The sequence below is a fragment of the Bradyrhizobium sp. McL0616 genome (assembly GCF_049993385.1).
Classification (GTDB): Bacteria; Pseudomonadota; Alphaproteobacteria; order Rhizobiales; family Xanthobacteraceae; genus Bradyrhizobium.
Map to the genome: position 1 here is coordinate 6,855,586 of NZ_CP188255.1, position 13,648 is coordinate 6,869,233.

Sequence of the window (13,648 nt, forward strand, 5' to 3'; positions counted from 1 at the left end):
CTGCCCGGCACGATGCCTAACCGGGAGGCAGGCTTGCTTCCGCCATGCGGAAAGTGCCGACGACAAATTGTAATCTTGCGCGCCTACGCTTCTCTCGGATCGATGCACAGAGCGGAGCAAGCAAGATGTCGAACCAACTGGCTGAGGACGTGAGGGCGTTTTTCCAGGGCTATTGCGCGGCGTTCGAAACGCTGGACGTGGAGGCCATCGCCAATCGCGTCGCCTATCCAAGCCACATCGTCTCGGACGGCGATGAAATCACCCTGATTGCGATCGCGAACAGGAAGGACTGTCTGGCGACGATGCACAGGGTCGTCGAACTGCATCGCCAGCTCGGCGCGCCCTCGGGGCGCATTCACGACCTGTCGATTCTGGCGCTGTCGCCGCGACTGGTACAGGCCTCGCTGCGGATGGATGTGCTCGATGGCACGTTGAAGCTTCTCTATGACTTCCAGGCCACCTACAGCCTCGCGAAATTCGCTGGTGCCTGGCGCATCGTCGCGATCGCACACAATCAGATCCCGCGCCTGCTGCGATGCGTATCACAGCGGCAATCCGGGCTCTAGCTGAACGCCACCTACCAGCCTGCCGCGATCGGCTCGCTGAAGGACATCATCCGACCGGACGCCGCTGCGCGGGACAGCTGGCGCCGACGATGCCGCTCCGCGATCCGCCTGTTCGGACCGGCCGGCGCAGCCTGCTTCGGCTGCTCGGCGGGTTTCGTCACCATCGCAAAAGCCTGGCGCGGGCTCTCTTGCGTGGCCGGCATTGCGGTCGCCGCAGGTGCGGATGCCGGCGCGACCGCTGCGACCCTGGACAACGGAATCTGGCGCACGCTGGTGTCGAAGGCGATCTTCTCGGGCCATGTCTGCGTGGAGCGAATGCGAGCTATCGATACGTCCGGCCCGGCCTGGAGGGTCGCGCTCAGGGGGGCATCGACATAGCGGTCTGCAAGGATCAGGAGAGCCAACAGAGCTCCGCCAACGAAGACGAAGTAGCGGATGAGCGGCATGGGTCCCCCGGTCGCCTCGGTGTCGAGGTCCTGCGGCAACGGGAAAGAGTGGCAATCGTTCCGGCAAGACATAGAGGCAATCTCGTCCGGCGAGGAACCAGACGCGTCGGCCTCACTTGTTCCCCAAAGCGAGGAGACGGACATGGCCAGGCATCTGACACGAGCGCGCCTTGCGCGCGGCGTCACCGGCGCGATTTCGGCGCTGGTTCTCTGCACGATCGCCGCCTTTGGCGCTGCGCATCATTTCGCGGTGTGAGGGAGACGTTCGCATGACATCTGACCCCGAGGAATCAGTCAGGCTGCAAGGCTATGGCGAGATGACGCTGCGCACGGCCATCGCTACGGTGATGGCGCTCGCGCCACGGGACCGTTCAAACACCGCCGTCTTTCGCATTCGCGACGGTGCAAAACTCGCTTCACGCGAGATCGCCGACCTCGCATCGGACTGGGGCATTGAATCGACGGGTGAAATCAGGTCCCCGCCGCGCGACCCCGATCGACATTGGAGCGAGACCGTTCGCGGCATGGTCCGCGAGGCGCCGTTGCCCGCGCTCATGATTGCGTTCCTGGCAGGTGTGGTGGTGGCGCGGAGGTGACGAGCCGCGACGCGCAACGCGTCAATGCCAAACGGCCTGGCAGGCCAGCTCGCGCAGTCCGTACGTTGGCATCCTCCTTGCTGTGCTGAGGTCAATCCCTCAGACCCGCGGTGGGTCTGTCTCATGGTGAGGCGATCACATGCAGCCGATTTCCCGTTTTGAAGCGACCATCCCGACACAGCTCCACGCGCTGATCTCCGATCTGCGTTGGCGGACGCAAATGCTCGACGCCGACATTCAGGAAGAAGAGCGCAAAGCGGCAATCTTCGACCCAAAGAACCCTGCCTATCCGATGCTCGCTCTGACCCTGAGGGCCCGGCGCAACAATATCCAGACGAGCATCACGATCCTGGAACGCGGCCTCGACAAGCGATCAGGCGAGCGGGCGCACGCCGCCTGATGAAGGGTGCCGGGCTCCGGCCCGGCAAGGCGCCGGAATTTGCGTTGCTTAACTGCAACGGTTCCCGACTGTCTAATGCCGGCCAAAAGAAACGCCCATTGCGGCCACGAACCCCGCTCACAACGCTGTGAGACAAGCAGGGGAACGACGATGCGCGCACAACGCGTTTGGAACGTGAATGGAGCCGCCAGCATCGGGCAGCTTCAATCCAGACTGGATGATCTGAACAAGCGGCTCAGCCAGCTCGAAAATCAGCATCCCGCGAGCTGGAAGATCGAGGAGCTGAAATCAGGCGCGCTCAGCCTGTCGCGGGACATCGACGACATAAGGTGCGCCGAGGCGACGGCCGCGTTGGGAGAATTGCTGCGGAAGTAGTCGGCGGTTGCCGAGCCGCAGTTCTGATGCCGATTTGCGGCGACAGGGCGCTTAATCGCTTACCGAATCGCTGTCGCCCATTGTCCGGCGAGTTATGGGCGCTGTCATCCCTCGATGATCAGGCAGCCATAACTGGCACGAGCGGACCAGCGTGGGCTTCACCACCCTCTCATCCGAACCGTCGAACAGAAGCCATGCCGCGCCGGCAGGCCGCCCTGCTTGGCCCAAATCGGCCGTGGACCCGCCTCGCAAATCGTTGCAATAAGGCGCTTCCGAGGCGCTGGCGGCCGGTCCGCCAAGCCTCTGGAACACGTCAACTTTTGGAAGAATGGTCGGAGTGGCAGGATTCGAACCTGCGACCCCTGCGTCCCGAACGCAGTGCTCTACCGGGCTGAGCCACACTCCGACAAGAAGGCGGCTTATAGCGTCGGGTTTGGCGCACCGCAAGCGGCCGATTTGAGGAATTTCGTCCCAGTGAAAACGGGCCTTGAAACACTGATTTTGCCGGCCGGCGCGGCTGGCGCCGAGGCTGCCGCCCGGCGGCTGGCCGCCGGCGGACTGGTCGCGTTCCCGACCGAGACGGTTTATGGGCTCGGCGCGGACGCCGGAAATGCCGTCGCGATCGCCCATCTCTACGCCGCCAAGGGCCGTCCGGCCTTCAATCCGCTGATCGCCCATGTCGCCGACCTCTCAGCCGCCCGCCGGATCGGCCGATTCGACCCGCGTGCCTTGAAGCTTGCGGAGGCGTTCTGGCCCGGGCCACTGACGCTGGTGGTGCCGAAGACAGAGGGGTGCCCGGTGGCGGATCTCGCCACCGCGGGCCTCGACACGGTCGCGATCCGCATTCCCGCCCATCCGGTGGCCCAGGCGATCCTGCGCGCTTTTGGCGGGGCTGTGGTGGCACCGTCCGCCAACATTTCCGGCCACGTCTCGCCGACACTGGCCGCCCATGTCGAGAGCGACCTTGCGGGGCGGATCGACCTGATCATCGACGGCGGGCCGGTCGAGGTCGGCGTGGAATCGACCATCGTCGGCTGCCTCAACGCGCCGATGCTGCTGCGTCCCGGCGGGCTCTCGCGCGAGCGGATCGAAGCCGTGCTCGGCGCGCCGCTGGCGCGGCAGCCTGTGGAGGCCGAGAGCGCTGACAGCCAGCCGCTGGCGCCGGGGATGCTGGCCTCGCATTACGCGCCGCGCGCCAATGTGCGGCTCAATGCGCGCGACATCGCCCCGGGCGAAGCGCTGCTGGCGTTCGGCCCTGCGCACCTGCCCGGCCTTGACGCCGCGTCGGCTGTCATGAATTTGTCGCCCGCCGGTGATCTCGATGAAGCGGCCGCCAATCTGTTCGGCTATCTTCGCGCCCTCGATGCGAAGGGGCCGCGGGCGATCGCGGTGATGACGATCCCCGAGGAAGAACTTGGCGAAGCGATCAACGACCGGCTGCGCCGGGCTGCTGTCGCGCGGTAGCGCATGATCCGGAAAAGTGTGGTGCGGTTTTCCGACAAGATCATGCGCAAAACGAAAAGAGCAAGAGACGAGGACATGAACATCAATAAATCGGCCACCCCTCCGCTTGCGCCCGACCTGATCGACCAATTCCGCAAGATCGTCGGCGACCGCCATGCGATCACGGATGCGGCCGACATCGAGGCTTACATCACCGAGGAGCGCAATCTGTTTCACGGCCGCTCGCCGCTGGTGCTGCGCCCGGGCACGACGGCGGAAGTCTCTGCGATCTGTAAGCTCGCCTCCGCGCACAACATCGCGCTGGTGCCGCAGGGCGGCAATACCGGGCTCGTCGGCGGCCAGACCCCGCACAATGGCGAGGTGGTGGTGTCGCTGCGAAGGCTCGACAAGATCCGCGAGGTCGACGTCGCTTCGAACACCATGACCTGCGAAGCCGGCGTGGTGCTGCAAATCGCGCAGCAGAAGGCCGCCGAGGTCGACCGGCTGTTCCCGCTATCGCTCGGCGCCGAAGGAAGCTGCACCATCGGCGGCAATCTTTCGACCAATGCCGGCGGCACGGCCGCGCTCGCCTATGGCGTCGCGCGCGAGATGGCGCTGGGGCTCGAGGTGGTGCTGGCCGACGGGCGCGTGCTCAATTTGCTGTCGAAGCTGAAAAAGGACAACACCGGCTACAATCTGCACAACCTCTTCATCGGCGCGGAAGGCACGCTCGGCATCATCACCGCCGCGACGCTGAAACTGTTTCCGAAGCCGCGGGCGATCGAGACGGCGTTCGTCGGGCTGAAGTCGCCCGACGCGGCGCTGAAGCTGCTGACGATCGCACAAAGCGAGGCTGCGAATGCGCTGACGAGCTTCGAGCTGTTGTCGGAGATGGCGGTCGACTTCTCGATCCGCCACGGCATCGACGTGCGCGATCCGCTCCAGGCGAAGCATCCCTGGTACGTGCTCATGGAATTGTCCTCACCCGGTGACGATGCCCGCGCGCCGCTGGAAACGATCCTGACCCGCGCGATGGAAGACGAGATCGTCGACGACGCCGTGATCGCGGCCAACCTCACCCAGCGCGCCGGCTTCTGGAAGCTGCGCGACGAGATGTCATCGGCGCAGAAGCCGGAGGGCGGCTCGATCAAGCACGACATCTCCGTGCCGGTCGCCACCGTGCCGGACTTCATCACGGAGGCCAATGCCGCTGTGGTGAAGTTGATCCCCGGCGCGCGACCAGTGCCGTTCGGCCATCTCGGTGACGGCAATCTGCACTACAATGTCAGCCAGCCGATCGGCGCCAACACCACGGATTATCTGGCGCGCTGGCACGAGATGAACGCGGTGGTGTTCGCGATCGTGCTGCGGATGGGCGGCTCGATCTCGGCCGAGCACGGCATCGGTGTACTCAAGCGCGACGAGCTGCCGGACGTGAAGGACAAGACCGCGATCGAGCTGATGCGGTCGATCAAGGCGATGCTCGATCCGCATGGCATCATGAATCCGGGGAAAGTGCTGTGAACACGTCCGTCTCTCCTGCCCTTACGATCGATGCGATTGGAGATGCCGATGTCGAGCCGGTGGTCGCGCTGTGGCAGCGCTGCGGCCTGACGCGGCCCTGGAACGATCCGCATGCCGACATCTCGCTGGCGCGTCGGCGCGACAACTCCACCGTCCTGATTGGCCGCGATGGCGGCGCGATCGTTGCCACCGTCATGGTCGGCCATGACGGCCATCGCGGCTGGGTTTATTACGTCGCCGTCGACCCTGATGGCCGCAAGCGCGGCCATGGCCGCGTGATCATGGCCGCGGCCGAGGACTGGCTGCGCCAGGCGGGAATCGCAAAGCTGCAGCTCCTGGTCCGCCGCGAGAATGCGCAGGCCAATGCGTTCTACGCCTCGCTCGGCTTCGAGGAATCCACCTCGGTGATGTTCCAGAAGTGGCTCGATGGCCGCGCTCCCACAACGTAGCCCTACTGGAAGACAGCAATGACCATTTCCGATCGCGTCCGCATCAAGGACGTCCGCGTGCTCTCGGACAATTGGACCACCCTCAAGAACACGACGTTCGAGTACCGGCGCGCCAATGGCGAATGGCAGACGCAGCACCGGGAAACCTACGAACGCGACAACGCCGCCGCCGTGCTGCCCTATAATCGCGCCCGGCGTACCGTGATCCTGGTGCGCCAGTTCCGTCTGCCGGTGTTTATCCGCGGCTACGATGATCTCCTGATCGAGGCAGCCGCTGGCGTGCTGGACGATGCCTCGCCAGAGATGCGCATCCGCGCCGAGGCCGAGGAAGAGACTGGCTACCGCCTGCACGACGTCCACAAGGTGTTCGAGGCCTTCATGAGCCCCGGCGCGGTGACCGAGAAGCTGCATTTCTTCGTCGCCGAGTACGAGCCGGAAATGCGGGTCAGCGCCGGCGGCGGCCTGGCGCACGAAGGCGAGGACATCGAGGTGCTGGAGCTCGGCATCGACGAGGCACTGGTGATGATCGCCGACGGCCGCATCATCGACGCCAAGGCGATCATGCTGCTGCAATATGCGGCGCTGCATCTGTTTCGGTAGCGGCTTCTTCACCTCGCCCCGCTTGCGGGGAGAGGTCGGATTGCATCGAAGATGCAATCCGGGTGAGGGGGACTCTCCACGAGTCTCGCTGTCACCTCCCTCGCCGAGACTCCCCCTCACCCCAACCCTCTCCCCGCGAGCGGGGCGAGGGAGCGCACCTACCGAGCGGCGTCTCCTTTGCGAAATGCAATTCTGGCCTGCGCCGCCCCGCTCCCTGTTGAGCTACCCGCCGACTATCTCTAGTCTGGTCCTAACCAAGAACCACAGGAGACGCGCCCCATGTCCGCTTCGCGCGACGATGAATTCGGCTTTGCGCCCGACTACGATGCTCCCGTCCCCTATATGCAGCGCACGCGCGATTATTACACGGCGATCGGCTACGCCACGGCGTATCGCTGGGCGCATTACACCGAGGCGCCGTTCCAGCCGCTCAAGAAGAAGCTGGCACAATCTCGCGTTACCCTTATCACCACGGCCGCACCGTACGATCCGACCAAGGGCGACCAGGGGCCGGGTGCGGCGTACAACGGCGGCGCGAAGTTTTACCAGGTCTATGACGGCGACACCGCCAAGCAGCATGATCTGCGCATCTCGCACATCGGCTACGACCGCAAGCACACCAGTGCGACCGACAACGGCACCTGGTTTCCGCTGCCGCAACTTCTGAAGGCCTCCGCTGCCGGGCGCATCGGCGAAGTCGCCCCGCGTTTCTTCGGCGCGCCAACCAACCGCAGCCATCGCGTCACCCTCGACACCGACGCGCCGGAGATTCTGGCGCGGTGCCTCGCGGACCAGGTCGATATCGCCGTGCTGGTGCCGAACTGCCCGGTGTGCCACCAGACCACGGCGCTGGTGGCGCGGCATCTCGAGGCAGGCGGCATTCCGACCGTGGTGATGGGCTGCGCCAAGGACATCATCGAGCACGCCGCCGTGCCGCGCTTTTTGTTCTCCGACTTCCCGCTCGGCAATTCCGCGGGCAAGCCGCATGACGTCGCCTCGCAGTCGCAGACCTTCGAGCTGGCGCTCAAACTGCTGGAGACCGCGAGCGGCCCGCAGACCACGATGCAGTCACCGCTGCGCTGGAGCGAGGACGCCTCCTGGAAGCTCGATTACAACAATGTTGCGCAGCTCTCGCCGGAAGAGCTGGCGCGCCGCCGCGCCGAGTTCGACAAGCAGAAGGAAATCGCGCGCGGCAATCGCGCCGCCTGACGTCCTCCAACAACGATAATCAAAAGGGGAGAGCGACGTGACGCGACCGTTCGAGGGCGTGAAGATCCTGGACTTCACGCAAGTGCTGGCCGGCCCCTATGCGAGCTACCAGCTCGCGTTGCTTGGCGCCGACGTCATCAAGGTCGAGCGGCGCGAGGGCGAGGACATGCGCCGCACGCCGCTGTCGCGTGAATGGGCCGAGCGCGGGCTCGCCCCCGCATTCCAGGCCATCAACGGCAACAAGCGCAGCCTGACGCTCGACCTGCAAAAGCCCGATGCGATCGCGATCGTGAAGAAGCTCGCCGCGCAGGTCGACATCGTGATGGAGAATTTTCGCCCCGGCGTGATGGACAAGCTCGGCATCGGCTATGAGGCCCTGTCGGTGATCAATCCAAAGCTGATCTATTGCGCGGTGTCCGGCTTCGGCCAGACCGGGCCCGATCGTTTGCGGCCCGGCTATGACGGCAAGATGCAGGCGCTGTCGGGCATCATGTCGATCACTGGCCATCCCGAGACCGGGCCGACACGCGCGGGCTTTGCGGTATGCGATGTGCTCTCGGGCGCGACCGCCGCGTTCGGCGTGTCGAGCGCGTTGTACCAGCGCGACCGCACCGGCAAGGGGCAGTTCGTCGATGTCTCGATGCTGGAGGCGACGATGGCGTTTCTCTCGGGGCAAATCGCGGACTGGTCGGTCGCGGGCCATCGCCAGCAGCTCTCGGGGAACCAAGCCGTCAGCCGCAAGACCACGGCCAATCTCTTCAAGGCCGGCGACGGTTACATCCTGCTCGCCGTCAACAACGAGAAGCAATACCGCGCGCTGATGTCTGCGCTCGGCCGCGAGGATACGCTGTCCGATCCGCGCTTCGCCGACTGGTTCGCGCGCAACGAGAACGAGCCGGCGCTCCGCGCAATCATCGAAGAGGCGCTCGCGGCGAAGCCTGCGCGCGAATGGGAGACGATTTTGGAAGACGCCGGCGCGCCCTGCGCCAGCATCTGGAAGATCGAGGAGGTGATCGACCATCCGCAGATCAAGGCCCGCGGCGCGATCCAGGAGCTCGACACGCCCTATGGCCGCCTGCGCTTTGCCGGCAGCGGGTTCAAGCTCGCACACGGCGGCGGCAGGCTCGACCGCATGGCGCCGGAATTGGGCGCGGATACGGACGCGGTGCTGGGCGAGCTCGGGTTCAATGCGGCGGAGATCGCGGCGCTGAGGGCTAGGGAAATTGTGTGAGAGCGCCGCTACAAACTCAATTGTCGTCCCGGCGAAGGCCGGGACCCATAACCACGAAATTGAGTTTGGCGAAGGTTGCCCACCACGATCGCGCGCAATAACTGCGTCCTGGGGGTATGGGTCCCGGCCTTCGCCGGGACGACATTATGTTTTGGAGCGCCACCTCGCCTAAAACAACGACCCCTGCCCGTCATCCGCCGATCCAGCCGCAGCCTTTCTCACCGCCCGCTTCGGCTTCGACGTCTCCGCCTCGGCCTCCATCTCCTCCGCACTGATCGGCAGCAGCAATTGCTCATCGTCATTGGCGACGCGGTTGACGCGGGTGGAGACCGGGTGCCAGGCGAACTCGCCGATGCGCGGGGCGACCATCAGCGACAGAACGCCGTCGACGTCGTCGCCGCGGCAATCGAGCCAGCGCTCGAGATCGCGCGGGCTGATGGTCACCGGCACGCGGTCATGCAGCGCGGCGAGGTCCTCGCTTGCCGCCGCGGTCACGATCGCGACCGTATCGACCTCCTCGCCGTTCGGCCCGGCCCAGGTTTCGAACACTGCGGCGAAGCCGAGCGGCGCGCCATCGGCGCGATGAATGAAGAAAGGCTGCTTGCGGCCGTCGACCGCCTTCCATTCGTAATAGCCGTCAGCCGGGATCAGGCCGCGCCGCCGGCGTATAGCCTTTTTGAAGGCTGGCTTCTCTAGCACCGTCTCGGAGCGGGCGTTGATCAGCAACGTAAATCCGCGGGGGTCCTTGACCCAGCTCGGCAACAGGCCCCAGCGCATCAGGCGGAAATGGCGCGCGCCGTTCTCGACCAGCACAACTGGAATCGGTTGTGTCGGCGCAACATTGTACCGCGGCGGGAAATTCGGCTGCTCGACATAGCCAAACAGTTGCCGCAAAGCCGCGGGGGCCGAAGTTATGACGAAGCGTCCACACATCCTTGGGTGTCCATATAGGGTCCGTTCAGGTCCTTTTAACCCCGGACGTTAACACTGCGGCAGATGAGCTCAACGGTCTCCCAAGCCGCGCGGACGCATGGACAGACGGGGCCCGAGGCCGCGGCCTGGGCCGAGCGGCTGCGCGTGGCCAACATCAACCCGCGGACCGGGCTTGCCACTGACTATCTCAACCATTTCAATGAAGCCGTGATGCTGCTGGAAATGGTCCCGGACATGCCGGAATGCGCCGAAGATTTTCTGACCTGGTCGCCGCTGTCCTATGCCGAGCATTTCACCGCCTCGAATTTCAAGGCGCGCGACCTCGCCATCGAAGCTTATGAGAAGGCCGAGCCAGCCGTGCGCGCCCAGTTCGACAACATCACCGACACCATGACCTCGATCCTGACCGCGGTCGGCTCGGCCATGCGCGAGGTCGAGAAGGACACGACCCGCGTCCGCCTCGCCGAACAGGCCGCACTCTGGGTCAAGCCGCTGATCGCGGCCTGCGGCGGCATCATCAATGGCGGCGCGGAAGCCGACGTCGACACCATCATGGCGAATTGAGCCAGGGTAGATATGACCGCGGTCGTCCAGCCCAACCATCCCCAGCTCGCGGTCTCGGCCGCGATTTTCCGCGACGACAAGGTGCTGCTGGTCCGCCGCGCCCGCTCGCCGGCCAAGGGCTTCTATTCGCTGCCGGGTGGCCGGGTCGAGTTCGGCGAATCCCTGCACCAGGCACTGAGCCGCGAGATCGACGAGGAGACCGGGCTCGACATCGAGATCGTAGGGCTCGCCGGCTGGCGCGAGGTGCTGCCGGCCGCCAGCGGGGCCGGCCATTATCTGATCATGTCCTTTGCGGCCCGCTGGGTGGGCAAGGAACCGGCTCTCAATGACGAGCTCGACGATTTCCGCTGGATCGACCCGGACGCCCTGGCGAGCCTCGGCGACCTCAAGCTGACCGGAGGGTTGGAGGAGGTCATCCAGTCCGCCCGCCGGCTGATCGGGTCCTGAAGACCTCCGCCCTGCCTTGCGTCCATCGCCCTGAGGGGGCATACACGCCGCCGATGTCCACGCGATTTCTGGCCATTTTTGCCCTGATTCTTGCCTGCGCCTCCGTGCCCGCCCGGGCCCAGGACGTGGCGGCGCCGTTTGACGCCGATTTGCAGCGGCTGGCCGAGATCCTCGGCGGCCTGCACTATCTGCGCGGCATCTGCGGGTCCAACGAAGGCAACAAATGGCGCAGTGAGATGCAGGCGCTAATCGACGCCGAAACCCCGGCCGGCGAGCGCCGCACCCGCATGATCGCCGGCTTCAACCGCGGCTATAACGGTTTTCAGCAGACCTACCGGAGCTGCACACCGGCCGCCACCGTCGCGATCCGCCGCTATATCGAGGAAGGCTCGAAGATCTCGCGCGACCTCACGGCGAGATACGCGAACTGATTTCCCTCCGTCAAACTGGCTCTTGAATCCCTCATCCTGAGGAGCGCGGAACGCGCGTCTCGATGGATGAAAGGCGCGGCTGCCGCACCGGGGCCTCTATGGTTCGAGACGCGTGCTTCGCACGCTCGTCACCATGAGGGTTTGGCAGCCGGAACTCTGTCATCGACTTTGTTCACAGCCGTTAACCGTTCCTAAAGATGTGGCCTAGCGGGCGTTAATCCGCGTGCTACACCACTTTCCCAGCGCATCGCCGTGGATCGCGCCCCAGCCCCCGTCGAGTTTCATGAGCCATCCAGTGTCCTACGCCCCCGCCCGCGCGCCGCTGCCCGATCACGAGCAGAAACAGGCCGCGCTGAGCTATCTCAACGAAGCCTGGGCCGAGGCGCGCCATGACGGCGTCGACGGCGACTGCCTGGCGCAAGCGAGCCTGTTTGCGGCGCTCGCCGAGCTCGTCGGCACCTATGGCGAAGACGCGGTGGCGAAGTTCGTCGAGGGTTTTCCCGCCCGCATCCGCAACGGCGAATTCTCCGTCGACATTTCCCGGCAATAAACACTTTTCGAAAATGACCCCGCCACGCGGGCGGGGCCAGTCTACGGATGAATGACTTTGCGAAGGTTCGCGAAGTCTGCCGCGCTTATCGCATGGAAGCCGCAGACCCGAGACAAGCATTAGTCTCGCGATGACCGGGACGTTTTCCCGAAACGACCGGGAACGCTACGGCACGACCTTGAGCGTCGCTTTCATGTTGGGATGAAAGCGGCAGTAATATTCCACCGTCCCGGCCTTCTTCACGACCATCATTCCTGATTTCTTCGCTGGCAGATTCACGTCGAAGTCGCCGTTTCCAGCGGTTGCAGTGTGCGCGAAGACGTCCTTGTTGATCCACTCGACGGTGTCGCCGACCTCCACGGAGGCCTCAGCCGGCGATATCACCAAATTCTCCATCGTGATCTGAACGGTCGCCGCCTGTACCGGGACGACCATCGACGCGAACGCGATCGCACCCGCGACCGAAGACAGCCATCCCGGTTTCATAGCGGCCCTCTACTTCAGCATCGCCGCGACATGCTCGGCGTGCTGCTGATGCCCCTGGAAGATCTTCAAACCCGTCTGCAACAGGCTCTTCAGCTCCCCATTGCTGGCCGAGGGGATGAGCTGAGTTTCCAGAGCGCCGTTGACCGCCTTGTGATAGGCGACCTCATTGGCGACATAGGCCTTGTCGAAGGCCGCGCCGTCGAGCTTGTCGAGCTCCGCAAGCTTGTCGCTCGCCTGCTTCGACAGCGCGCGGCTGGTGTCGTTGTCCTCGGGCGTGACGTTGAGCTTCTTGACCAGCGCGAGCGCCTGCTTGTTGACCGCCTCGTGATCCCTCAGCATGTCCTCGGCGAACGCCTTGACGTCCTTGCTCTTGGCCTTCTTCATCGCCTGATTGGCGGCGTTGATGTCGAGAACCCCCGCGGTGTAGGCGATATGCGCGATCTGGGGATCGGTAGGCTTGGCGCCTTGCGCGAGCGCAGGGCTGGACAAAAGGGCGATCGCAGCGATCGCCGCGCTCAATCGGACGAACATAGTTTGACACTCCTGTGGCGCCGAGGCTTTGCCGGCGCGTTGCTTTGCACAGGAGTTGGATGAGAATTCCGCGCGAACGTTCCCGAAAAATTACGTGCCTGCCCCAAGACGTTTCAGCACGGCTTCCGTGAGGCGCTCGCAGCGCTGGCCGGCAAACGGGAACGCATCCATCACCACCGGGCCGATCTTCTTCTCGACGTTCTCGCGCAGCATCGTGCGCGCGCGGTGCAGCCGCGTCTTCACGGTTTCGGGCCGGACGCCGAGCAGCTCGGCGGTCTCTTCCATGGTCATTCCCTCCATCACGCGCGCGATGAAGACCATACGGAAGACATCTGGCAATTCGTCGACCGCGTGCTCGACGACGCGCTGGATCTCACGTTGGGCCATGGACTTTTCCGGATCGCTTGCGGCGGACGAGAGGGGAAACCGGATGATCTGCGCTTCGAGCACGGACTCCGGCAACATGTCCAATTGGACGTGCGGCTTCCGGCTCCTCACCCGGGTGAAGGCCTCGTTGATCGCGATGCGCGACAGCCATGTCGACAGGCCGGACTCGCCACGAAAGCGGTCGAGATGCGTGAACGCGCGGACATAGGTCTCCTGCACCACATCCTCGGCTTCGCTGTCGTTGCGCAGGATGCCACGGGCGAGCCGGTAGAGCCGGCGGTTGTTGGCCTGCATGATGGTGCGCAGCGCGGCCTCGTCGCGGGCCTGCGCGCGGCGGATTAGCTCCGCCTCCGGCGCGCTGGCATCCAAGGCCGGAAATGTTGCGGTGCGATGGATAGCAGTCACGGGCACGTCTCCAGCTTTCGGGACATTAGATGCAAGCCTGAGAGAAAGGTTCCGGGCCTTTCTTACCCCCAAGGG

19 protein-coding genes and 1 tRNA gene are annotated in these 13,648 nt (G+C 64.7%); 14 read left to right on the forward strand and 6 right to left on the reverse strand.

The window, feature by feature from the left end:
- Positions 1 to 125 precede the first annotated feature (125 nt).
- Positions 126 to 566, forward strand: a complete 441-nt coding sequence (locus ACPPVR_RS32960; protein ID WP_426610690.1) for a hypothetical protein — start codon at positions 126 to 128, stop codon at positions 564 to 566.
- 11 nt (positions 567 to 577) lie between these two features.
- Here ACPPVR_RS32960 and ACPPVR_RS32965 read toward each other — a convergent pair whose 3' ends face one another.
- Positions 578 to 1,012 (reverse strand): hypothetical protein, encoded by a 435-nt coding sequence (locus ACPPVR_RS32965; protein ID WP_426610691.1) that lies wholly within the window; start codon positions 1,010 to 1,012, stop codon positions 578 to 580.
- A gap of 269 nt (positions 1,013 to 1,281) precedes the next feature.
- Here ACPPVR_RS32965 and ACPPVR_RS32970 point away from each other — a divergent pair, with 269 nt between their 5' ends.
- The 3 genes from ACPPVR_RS32970 (at position 1,282) to ACPPVR_RS32980 (ending at position 2,383) form a co-directional block, all read left to right on the forward strand.
- Positions 1,282 to 1,608 (forward strand): hypothetical protein, encoded by a 327-nt coding sequence (locus ACPPVR_RS32970; RefSeq protein WP_426610692.1) that lies wholly within the window; start codon positions 1,282 to 1,284, stop codon positions 1,606 to 1,608.
- 139 nt (positions 1,609 to 1,747) lie between these two features.
- Entirely contained in the window at positions 1,748 to 2,008 is a 261-nt protein-coding gene (locus ACPPVR_RS32975) for a hypothetical protein (protein ID WP_426610693.1), read from the forward strand.
- A 150-nt stretch (positions 2,009 to 2,158) separates the two neighbouring features.
- Positions 2,159 to 2,383, forward strand: a complete 225-nt coding sequence (locus ACPPVR_RS32980) for a hypothetical protein (RefSeq protein WP_426610694.1) — start codon at positions 2,159 to 2,161, stop codon at positions 2,381 to 2,383.
- Between the two features lie 329 nt (positions 2,384 to 2,712).
- Here ACPPVR_RS32980 and ACPPVR_RS32985 read toward each other — a convergent pair.
- A tRNA-Pro gene (locus ACPPVR_RS32985) sits at positions 2,713 to 2,789 on the reverse strand.
- Between the two features lie 68 nt (positions 2,790 to 2,857).
- On the opposite strand from ACPPVR_RS32985, the gene ACPPVR_RS32990 reads away from it, so the two are divergent.
- From ACPPVR_RS32990 to ACPPVR_RS33015, 6 genes are all read left to right on the forward strand, one after another.
- Positions 2,858 to 3,847 carry an L-threonylcarbamoyladenylate synthase gene (locus ACPPVR_RS32990; RefSeq protein WP_426610695.1) on the forward strand — a complete coding sequence of 330 codons (990 nt, stop codon included), beginning with the start codon at positions 2,858 to 2,860 and terminating at the stop codon, positions 3,845 to 3,847.
- Between the two features lie 75 nt (positions 3,848 to 3,922).
- Positions 3,923 to 5,350: an FAD-binding oxidoreductase gene (locus tag ACPPVR_RS32995; RefSeq protein ID WP_426610696.1), complete on the forward strand. Its 1,428-nt coding sequence runs from the start codon at positions 3,923 to 3,925 to the stop codon at positions 5,348 to 5,350.
- The gene (locus ACPPVR_RS33000) at positions 5,347 to 5,799 is read left to right on the forward strand and encodes a GNAT family acetyltransferase (RefSeq protein WP_426610697.1); all 453 of its coding nucleotides are present in this window, start codon (positions 5,347 to 5,349) and stop codon (positions 5,797 to 5,799) included. The genes ACPPVR_RS32995 and ACPPVR_RS33000 overlap by 4 nt, the downstream gene beginning before the upstream one ends.
- An 18-nt stretch (positions 5,800 to 5,817) precedes the next feature.
- Positions 5,818 to 6,399 (forward strand): NUDIX domain-containing protein, encoded by a 582-nt coding sequence (locus ACPPVR_RS33005; protein ID WP_426610698.1) that lies wholly within the window; start codon positions 5,818 to 5,820, stop codon positions 6,397 to 6,399.
- A gap of 279 nt (positions 6,400 to 6,678) precedes the next feature.
- A complete protein-coding gene (locus tag ACPPVR_RS33010; RefSeq protein ID WP_426610699.1) occupies positions 6,679 to 7,608 on the forward strand; it encodes a glycine reductase in 930 nt (309 codons plus the stop codon).
- 37 nt (positions 7,609 to 7,645) lie between these two features.
- Positions 7,646 to 8,839, forward strand: a complete 1,194-nt coding sequence (locus ACPPVR_RS33015; protein ID WP_426610700.1) for a CaiB/BaiF CoA transferase family protein — start codon at positions 7,646 to 7,648, stop codon at positions 8,837 to 8,839.
- A 168-nt stretch (positions 8,840 to 9,007) separates the two neighbouring features.
- Here ACPPVR_RS33015 and ACPPVR_RS33020 read toward each other — a convergent pair whose 3' ends face one another.
- On the reverse strand, positions 9,008 to 9,772 hold the full coding sequence (locus tag ACPPVR_RS33020) for an SOS response-associated peptidase (protein ID WP_426610701.1): 765 nt from the start codon (positions 9,770 to 9,772) through the stop codon (positions 9,008 to 9,010).
- 63 nt (positions 9,773 to 9,835) lie between these two features.
- On the opposite strand from ACPPVR_RS33020, the gene ACPPVR_RS33025 reads away from it, so the two are divergent.
- The 4 genes from ACPPVR_RS33025 to ACPPVR_RS33040 all read left to right on the forward strand — a co-directional run bounded on the left by ACPPVR_RS33025 (position 9,836) and on the right by ACPPVR_RS33040 (position 11,764).
- A complete protein-coding gene (locus tag ACPPVR_RS33025; RefSeq protein ID WP_426610702.1) occupies positions 9,836 to 10,336 on the forward strand; it encodes a hypothetical protein in 501 nt (166 codons plus the stop codon).
- Between the two features lie 12 nt (positions 10,337 to 10,348).
- Positions 10,349 to 10,783 carry an NUDIX hydrolase gene (locus ACPPVR_RS33030; protein WP_426610703.1) on the forward strand — a complete coding sequence of 145 codons (435 nt, stop codon included), beginning with the start codon at positions 10,349 to 10,351 and terminating at the stop codon, positions 10,781 to 10,783.
- Between the two features lie 53 nt (positions 10,784 to 10,836).
- A complete protein-coding gene (locus tag ACPPVR_RS33035; protein WP_426610704.1) occupies positions 10,837 to 11,214 on the forward strand; it encodes a TIGR02301 family protein in 378 nt (125 codons plus the stop codon).
- Positions 11,215 to 11,497: 283 nt separating this feature from the next.
- Entirely contained in the window at positions 11,498 to 11,764 is a 267-nt protein-coding gene (locus ACPPVR_RS33040; RefSeq protein WP_045005124.1) for a hypothetical protein, read from the forward strand.
- A 165-nt stretch (positions 11,765 to 11,929) separates the two neighbouring features.
- Here ACPPVR_RS33040 and ACPPVR_RS33045 read toward each other — a convergent pair whose 3' ends face one another.
- The 3 genes from ACPPVR_RS33045 to ACPPVR_RS33055 form a co-directional block, all read right to left on the reverse strand.
- Positions 11,930 to 12,250, reverse strand: coding sequence for a cupredoxin domain-containing protein (locus tag ACPPVR_RS33045; protein WP_426610705.1), 321 nt, complete (start codon positions 12,248 to 12,250; stop codon positions 11,930 to 11,932).
- A 9-nt stretch (positions 12,251 to 12,259) separates the two neighbouring features.
- A complete protein-coding gene (locus ACPPVR_RS33050; protein ID WP_426610706.1) occupies positions 12,260 to 12,781 on the reverse strand; it encodes a DUF4142 domain-containing protein in 522 nt (173 codons plus the stop codon).
- Positions 12,782 to 12,871: 90 nt separating this feature from the next.
- The gene (locus ACPPVR_RS33055) at positions 12,872 to 13,573 is read right to left on the reverse strand and encodes an RNA polymerase sigma factor (RefSeq protein WP_426610707.1); all 702 of its coding nucleotides are present in this window, start codon (positions 13,571 to 13,573) and stop codon (positions 12,872 to 12,874) included.
- Positions 13,574 to 13,648 lie beyond the last annotated feature (75 nt).

What these genes read in the sequence shown, in the direction of transcription:
- ACPPVR_RS32960 (WP_426610690.1), top strand. Translation starts at nt 126, where the DNA reads ATGTCGAACCAACTGGCTGAGGACGTGAGGGCGTTTTTCCAGGGCTAT.
- ACPPVR_RS32965 (WP_426610691.1), bottom strand. Translation starts at nt 1,012, where the DNA reads ATGCCGCTCATCCGCTACTTCGTCTTCGTTGGCGGAGCTCTGTTGGCT.
- ACPPVR_RS32970 (WP_426610692.1), top strand. Translation starts at nt 1,282, where the DNA reads ATGACATCTGACCCCGAGGAATCAGTCAGGCTGCAAGGCTATGGCGAG.
- ACPPVR_RS32975 (WP_426610693.1), top strand. Translation starts at nt 1,748, where the DNA reads ATGCAGCCGATTTCCCGTTTTGAAGCGACCATCCCGACACAGCTCCAC.
- ACPPVR_RS32980 (WP_426610694.1), top strand. Translation starts at nt 2,159, where the DNA reads ATGCGCGCACAACGCGTTTGGAACGTGAATGGAGCCGCCAGCATCGGG.
- ACPPVR_RS32995 (WP_426610696.1), top strand. Translation starts at nt 3,923, where the DNA reads ATGAACATCAATAAATCGGCCACCCCTCCGCTTGCGCCCGACCTGATC.
- ACPPVR_RS33005 (WP_426610698.1), top strand. Translation starts at nt 5,818, where the DNA reads ATGACCATTTCCGATCGCGTCCGCATCAAGGACGTCCGCGTGCTCTCG.
- ACPPVR_RS33010 (WP_426610699.1), top strand. Translation starts at nt 6,679, where the DNA reads ATGTCCGCTTCGCGCGACGATGAATTCGGCTTTGCGCCCGACTACGAT.
- ACPPVR_RS33020 (WP_426610701.1), bottom strand. Translation starts at nt 9,772, where the DNA reads ATGTGTGGACGCTTCGTCATAACTTCGGCCCCCGCGGCTTTGCGGCAA.
- ACPPVR_RS33025 (WP_426610702.1), top strand. Translation starts at nt 9,836, where the DNA reads ATGAGCTCAACGGTCTCCCAAGCCGCGCGGACGCATGGACAGACGGGG.
- ACPPVR_RS33030 (WP_426610703.1), top strand. Translation starts at nt 10,349, where the DNA reads ATGACCGCGGTCGTCCAGCCCAACCATCCCCAGCTCGCGGTCTCGGCC.
- ACPPVR_RS33035 (WP_426610704.1), top strand. Translation starts at nt 10,837, where the DNA reads ATGTCCACGCGATTTCTGGCCATTTTTGCCCTGATTCTTGCCTGCGCC.
- ACPPVR_RS33040 (WP_045005124.1), top strand. Translation starts at nt 11,498, where the DNA reads ATGAGCCATCCAGTGTCCTACGCCCCCGCCCGCGCGCCGCTGCCCGAT.
- ACPPVR_RS33045 (WP_426610705.1), bottom strand. Translation starts at nt 12,250, where the DNA reads ATGAAACCGGGATGGCTGTCTTCGGTCGCGGGTGCGATCGCGTTCGCG.
- ACPPVR_RS33050 (WP_426610706.1), bottom strand. Translation starts at nt 12,781, where the DNA reads ATGTTCGTCCGATTGAGCGCGGCGATCGCTGCGATCGCCCTTTTGTCC.